General features: G+C 30.9%; 5 protein-coding genes and 2 pseudogenes. 1 reads left to right on the plus strand and 6 read right to left on the minus strand.

Annotated features, from left to right (window positions below):
• Positions 1-250: 250 nt before the first annotated feature.
• Together HT701_RS09410 and HT701_RS09415 are read right to left on the minus strand one after the other, a co-directional pair.
• The gene (locus tag HT701_RS09410) at positions 251-706 is read right to left on the minus strand and encodes a hypothetical protein (protein WP_025173400.1); all 456 of its coding nucleotides are present in this window, start codon (positions 704-706) and stop codon (positions 251-253) included.
• 267 nt (positions 707-973) lie between these two features.
• Positions 974-1804, minus strand: a pseudogene (locus HT701_RS09415) (alpha-amylase family glycosyl hydrolase); the annotation flags it as partial.
• 203 nt (positions 1805-2007) lie between these two features.
• Between HT701_RS09415 and HT701_RS09420 the strand changes: the two are divergent.
• Positions 2008-2931 carry a protein rep gene (locus HT701_RS09420; RefSeq protein ID WP_000417606.1) on the plus strand — a complete coding sequence of 308 codons (924 nt, stop codon included), beginning with the start codon at positions 2008-2010 and terminating at the stop codon, positions 2929-2931.
• A 795-nt stretch (positions 2932-3726) separates the two neighbouring features.
• Here HT701_RS09420 and catA read toward each other — a convergent pair.
• The 4 genes and pseudogenes from catA to HT701_RS09440 form a co-directional block, all read right to left on the minus strand.
• Positions 3727-4446: pseudogene (catA, locus tag HT701_RS09425) on the minus strand (type A chloramphenicol O-acetyltransferase).
• A gap of 170 nt (positions 4447-4616) precedes the next feature.
• Entirely contained in the window at positions 4617-4865 is a 249-nt protein-coding gene (locus tag HT701_RS09430) for a hypothetical protein (RefSeq protein WP_001814254.1), read from the minus strand.
• 238 nt (positions 4866-5103) lie between these two features.
• Positions 5104-5892 (minus strand): hypothetical protein, encoded by a 789-nt coding sequence (locus tag HT701_RS09435; protein WP_000214003.1) that lies wholly within the window; start codon positions 5890-5892, stop codon positions 5104-5106.
• Positions 5893-6367: 475 nt separating this feature from the next.
• Positions 6368-6912 (minus strand): zeta toxin family protein (locus tag HT701_RS09440; RefSeq protein ID WP_061760338.1); only part of this gene is annotated, 545 nt, incomplete at its 5' end.

Genomic DNA, 6912 nt, shown 5'->3' on the forward strand with positions numbered 1-6912 from the left:
CAATTATAGCATAAAAAAGTATAACGCACCAATTTTGGTGCGTTATACTTTTTTTCTAGCCTAAACTTTACTTCTAAAAAAGCCACCTAAAGAGCCATAAATATTTATACTTGTATTATTAGGCCATTAGTAAAGCGTATCCAACATCTCAATAAAGTGTTGTTTTTACTGATATTTTAACTATATTGTATAGTCTACTATTTAAATCTTAATTGGGATATTTTATAGAATACCCAAAATTCAACAATAACTAAAAGTAAGATTCCATTGTATTTCCTTGTTGATCTTTCATATCACGAATTTTATTTTTCAGAAGATCAAAGTTACAAATTTCATCTCTAATATCGTTATCCGCTCTGTAGCCATTAATCATCTCAGTTAGAGTTTTCCCTTGACTACCATTCTTTATAGTGGTATTCACTCTTTTTATCTTGATATCAAAAGGCTCATATGTTTTATACTTAATTACTTCGTCTTTAAAATCAAATAAAGGTGTATCCGGTTTAGCATCCCATAAGATAATCAACCACATTATCGCATTATAAAGCTGTTTTGCAGTTTTATTCCACTCTTCAGGTTGTAAATTTCCACTCCCTCTATTGTAATGTTCTTGTCTATTATTTACATGAGAATTACCTACAAGCGGATTAAAAAGAGGTAGCCCTTTGTGATTAATTAGTTCTAAAAAATCCCTTGCCGCACCCATGCCACACTGAATAACTTCCTTCTTGCCATCAATTTTACTCTCAGCGATAAATACATAATATTCATCTTCAATAGTTGCTCCTGCATCACTATGTTTTTGTTGATTTGCTAACAGCTTAATATGTGCTTTAGGCTGAACTTCAAAATCTCTAACAATTCTTTGTCTTGTTTCATGTCCTCTACAATTCATTTAAGTTCTCCTTTACAAGTTTAGTAACTAGCCTTATTATACTATACAAGTTGAGTAAAAAATCATAACCTTCATCAACTAGTTTTTGAAAATCACAAATCCTTTTGGAGAGATGACAAGCTGATTCTCTAATTCTTGGCAATTGCTTGCTAGTGCTACTGTTTCCTTCTCTAAAAGATAATCTTCTTTGGACTGGTTAAAGATAGCTTTAAGAATTTGTCCATCGCATTTCCATTCCAATGCTACTACATCTTGTTTAATTTCTTGGAGACTATACTTGCCATGCTGAATGATTGCTGACGCGGGTTTCCGAATCTCAATCAGCTTCTTCATAAAGTTCAGCATATCATTATCACTTGAGACGCGTTCCCAAGGCATACAACGACGGCAATCTGGATCTGGACCTCCAGTTAAGGATAACTCTGTTCCGTAATAGATACACGGTGTTCCTTTTTGTAGAAAGAGAAAGGCTAAGGCTGATTTGACCAGTTGAACATCCTCATTGGCCGTCCACAAGATTCGCTCTGTATCATGCGAATCCAAGAGATTAAACATAACTTCTGAAATCTGCTGCTTGTAATACATAGATTGGTCATTGATTTCATCGATGAACTGGTCTGTCTTCTTAACTCCTCGTAAGAAATAGTCCTTGATGCTATCAGATAAAGGATAATTCATGACCGCGTGGAACTCATCTCCATTTAGCCAAGGCTGAGACGTATGCCAGACTTCTCCTAAAATATAAAGATCAGGCTTTTTAGCTAGAACTGTCTTGCGAAAATCCCTCCAAAACTGATGGTCAATCTCATTAGCCACATCCAAACGCCAAGCATCGATATCAAACTCTTCAATCCAATAAGTCGCAACCTTTAAAAGATAATCCTTGACCTCTGGATTAGCTGTATTTAATAATAGGGGTAACTATTGCCGGCGAGGCTAGTTACCCTTAAGTTATTGGTATGACTGGTTTTAAGCGCAAAAAAAGTTGCTTTTTCGTACCTATTAATGTATCGTTTTAAATGACTAGTAAAAAACATACATAGAAAGGGGAAAAAGCAACTTTTTTTATTGTCATAGTTTGTGAAAACTAAGTTGTTTTTATGTGTTATAACATGGAAAAGTATACTGAGAAAAAACAAAGAAATCAAGTATTTCAGAAATTTATTAAACGTCATATTGGAGAGAATCAAATGGATTTAGTTGAAGATTGCAATACATTTCTGTCTTTTGTAGCTGATAAAACTTTAGAAAAACAGAAATTATATAAAGCTAATTCTTGTAAAAATCGATTTTGTCCTGTCTGTGCTTGGAGAAAAGCTAGAAAAGATGCATTGGGTTTATCTTTGATGATGCAATATATTAAGCAGCAAGAGAAAAAGGAGTTTATCTTTTTAACTTTGACTACACCTAATGTAATGAGTGATGAATTAGAAAATGAAATAAAACGTTATAATAATTCTTTTAGAAAACTTATAAAGAGAAAAAAAGTAGGTAGTGTTATAAAGGGATATGTTCGTAAGTTAGAGATTACATATAATAAAAAAAGAGATGATTATAATCCTCATTTTCATGTGTTAATTGCAGTAAATAAATCGTATTTCACAGATAAAAGATATTATATTAGCCAACAAGAATGGTTAGATTTATGGCGTGATGTAACGGGCATTTCAGAAATAACACAAGTTCAAGTTCAAAAAATAAGACAAAATAATAATAAAGAATTATATGAAATGGCTAAGTATTCTGGTAAAGATAGTGATTATTTAATAAATCAAAAAGTCTTTGATGCATTTTATAAATCACTTAAAGGTAAACAGGTATTAGTTTATTCAGGATTATTTAAAGAGGCTAAAAAGAAATTAAAAAATGGGGATTTAGATTACTTAAAAGAAATTGATCCAACCGAATATATCTATCAAATTTTTTATATTTGGAAACAAAAAGAGTATTTAGCTAGTGAACTTTATGACTTAACAGAACAAGAAAAAAGAGAAATTAATCACAAAATGATAGACGAAATCGAGGAAGAACAATAACAAAATATAAGTGCTAACAGCTGACCTCCCGATAACACCATGTAGTTATTGGGAGGTCAGCTGTTGAATTATGCACGAGTATTTTAAAAGTTATTGTGATGACGACGATAAACGATTATCAAAAGTATAATGTTAAAATGCTTTATTATACTAACGTTATATAAACATTATACTTTCGTTATACAAATTTTAACCCTGTTAGGAACTATAAAAAATCATGAAAATTTTAATTTGCATGTAACTGGGCAGTGTCTTAAAAAATCGACACTGAATTTGCTCAAATTTTTGTTTGTAGAATTAGAATATATTTATTTGGCTCATATTTGCTTTTTAAAAGCTTCTGTAGGTTTTTAGGCATAAAACTATATGATTTACCCCTAAATCTTTAAAATGCCCCTTAAAATTCAAAATAAAGGCATTTAAAATTTAAATATTTCTTGTGATAAAGTTTGTTAAAAAGGAGTGGTTTTATGACTGTTATGTGGTTATCGATTATAGGTATGTGGTTTTGTATTGGAATGGCATTTTTTGCTATCAAGGTTATTAAAAATAAAAATTAGACCACGCATTTATGCCGAGAAAATTTATTGTGCGTTGAGAAGAACCCTTAACTAAACTTGCAGACGAATGTCGGCATAGCGTGAGCTATTAAGCCGACCATTCGACAAGTTTTGGGATTGTTAAGGGTTCCGAGGCTCAACGTCAATAAAGCAATTGGAATAAAGAAGCGAAAAAGGAGAAGTCGGTTCAGAAAAAGAAGGATATGGATCTGGAGCTGTAATATAAAAACCTTCTTCAACTAACGGGGCAGGTTAGTGACATTAGAAAACCGACTGTAAAAAGTACAGTCGGCATTATCTCATATTATAAAAGCCAGTCATTAGGCCTATCTGACAATTCCTGAATAGAGTTCATAAACAATCCTGCATGATAACCATCACAAACAGAATGATGTACCTGTAAAGATAGCGGTAAATATATTGAATTACCTTTATTAATGAATTTTCCTGCTGTAATAATGGGTAGAAGGTAATTACTATTATTATTGATATTTAAGTTAAACCCAGTAAATGAAGTCCATGGAATAATAGAAAGAGAAAAAGCATTTTCAGGTATAGGTGTTTTGGGAAACAATTTCCCCGAACCATTATATTTCTCTACATCAGAAAGGTATAAATCATAAAACTCTTTGAAGTCATTCTTTACAGGAGTCCAAATACCAGAGAATGTTTTAGATACACCATCAAAAATTGTATAAAGTGGCTCTAACTTATCCCAATAACCTAACTCTCCGTCGCTATTGTAACCAGTTCTAAAAGCTGTATTTGAGTTTATCACCCTTGTCACTAAGAAAATAAATGCAGGGTAAAATTTATATCCTTCTTGTTTTATGTTTCGGTATAAAACACTAATATCAATTTCTGTGGTTATACTAAAAGTCGTTTGTTGGTTCAAATAATGATTAAATATCTCTTTTCTCTTCCAATTGTCTAAATCAATTTTATTAAAGTTCATTTGATATGCCTCCTAAATTTTTATCTAAAGTGAATTTAGGAGGCTTACTTGTCTGCTTTCTTCATTAGAATCAATCCTTTTTTAAAAGTCAATATTACTGTAACATAAATATATATATTTTAAAAATATCCCACTTTATCCAATTTTCGTTTGTTGAACTAATGGGTGCTTTAAATGATTACAGGTATAATTTTGCCCTTATGTTTTCTAATAATTTGAATTTTTTTACTAATTTGTATGTTTTCTTCTTGATTTATCTCTGTAAGCGCTTCATCGATATGTGATATTAGGCGAGTTCCCTCTCCTTTACCAATATAGAAAGGTAGTTGCTTACCTTCTTCATAGAGTCCGTAAACATAGTATTTATCTTTTTCATTTTTGGTAGCACCAGTAATATCATTTAATTTTTGATAATTCATTTTTTTACTCCTATTTAAATATATTATAAAAGTTCTGCTCCATACTATTAAAAATTAATTAAAATAATCCTCTTATTCTACCTTCATTCTGATTCTGAACTATTTATATGTTAAACTATATTTTCTTTAAAATCAAGTAAAATCCTAGAGAATAATCTAAATAAATTTGGGGACAATATATAGGTTTACTAATAACTACACAATACAGTATTTACGATAGCATTAAAAAGAGACTGTTTTATTTATGCTCTAGCTTTTTCAATGAATCTTCTAATACTTTTTCAACCTCTTTTTTAGCAGAATATCGTTTGACTTTTAATAAATTCTCAGGTTTTAAAGAAGGATTACTAGGATTACTCGTTTCATAACAATTTTTATACTCTTTTAATTGAGGAATTGCATCGTACCACTTATTGTAAGATCGTGTGATGATAATGATTACAGGATCATTGTCATCCAAAACACGTTCTCTAATTAAATTGAATAAAAACTTTTGTGTTGGGAAATAACCTTCTTTGCTTATAAAATCATTTAATTTATCATCGTACTTAGTAGAGTAATATGGAAAATATTCAGCTAAAGCAACGTGTTTTGAAAACCAAGGAAGCTTTTCTTTTAAATCCTGTAAATTGTCTACATCATCAAACCATACTTTAAACTTTTTAGCCCAGTAACCAAATTCATTCGTATCTAGGTCAAAAGCATGAAAATAGAGGTTTCCTTTTAGCTGTAGATTATTTAAAAGAGTCTTTTGGTAGTTTTTATCGTGGTCATAAAGTGTTTTAAATTCAGGGGTGTAGCCAGGATTTTTAGATAAAACAATGATATCAGCATTTTGAATATCCCCCACAAATTGTTGCGGACAAAAACCTAATTGTAAACGGTAGATATCATCTTTTAGATTTTTGTAGTGTTTTGTAGAGGTGTATTTTTTGATTAGTTCAACATCTTCGGTAGCAAGAATAGCTTGCTCTCCATTTATATCGACGTTAGATAATTGATTCCAGGGATTTTTAGTTGTAGTCATTTTATTTTTCCTTTCTTTTTGTAGAATTACTATATTTTACGATGTTTTAATATTAAATACAAAAATAGATTTTATTAATATATTCTCGATTATAAAAGAATCTGAGTGAGGAAACGATTTTGAATATCAATAGATATAATATTATTTATATCACCTTTCACACCGCCGTAAATGATGTTCGGAATACGTCGGCTCTACTAAACTGTAACGAATTCTCATTGCCAAGTCTACAAATTATTTTCAATACTATAGGCCAGATAGAATTAACTAAAAAGTATAAGACTAGTACAAAAAGTCCGATAAATTGGAAATATTTTGAGAACAACGATTAATTTAAAAAAGAATGACGGTGAGATTTATTACTTTTATTTATACTCACTTTGTTAGTTTAATTAAAAGCCATTTTTTTACCATAATCTAAGAGATAGCAATTTTTAATAGGCTTTATTTTAAAACTCAAGATCTAACAACCATTTCAATTAGTTAAATCTTTCAATCTTTCTTCTCCAGATTTAAGCATATCCTTCTCTACTTGACTCCACTCCCCAAACAGTAACTCTTGAAGAACATCTGCCGCTGAAGTTGTATTTTCTTTTGCATCATATACACAACCTCTATCTCGTTGGTAAATTTGAATTCTTTCAAAGATAGCTAGTTCTTCCAATTGTCGTGTATTATCAACTAGATGATTTACAATGAAATCATGATGTTCTTTTGGAGTTGCGCGTGCTTGATTTGGATTGATAGCGTATAGTTCTTCGTATCGGATAAGGGTGCTCAGATAGGACAGCTTAGGCTTTGTCGCAATCAAGGCTAATTGTATTTCATATCCCCTACTTTTCAAGAGTTGTGCTGTTTTCTTTGGAACATCAATAGTTCGTAAAGTTCCCTCTATCAAAAGATTGTATCCCAAATGACTCAATTCTCTTACTAAAGACTCTACCATTTTACCTGCAAAATATTTGGTGTATTCAACACTGTCTTTGCCATATTCTTGCTGAAGTTCTAAATAGTGTGGAT

This window comes from Streptococcus sp. 10824 (assembly GCF_013276595.1).
In the GTDB taxonomy this organism is placed as follows: Bacteria; Bacillota; Bacilli; order Lactobacillales; family Streptococcaceae; genus Streptococcus; species Streptococcus pseudopneumoniae.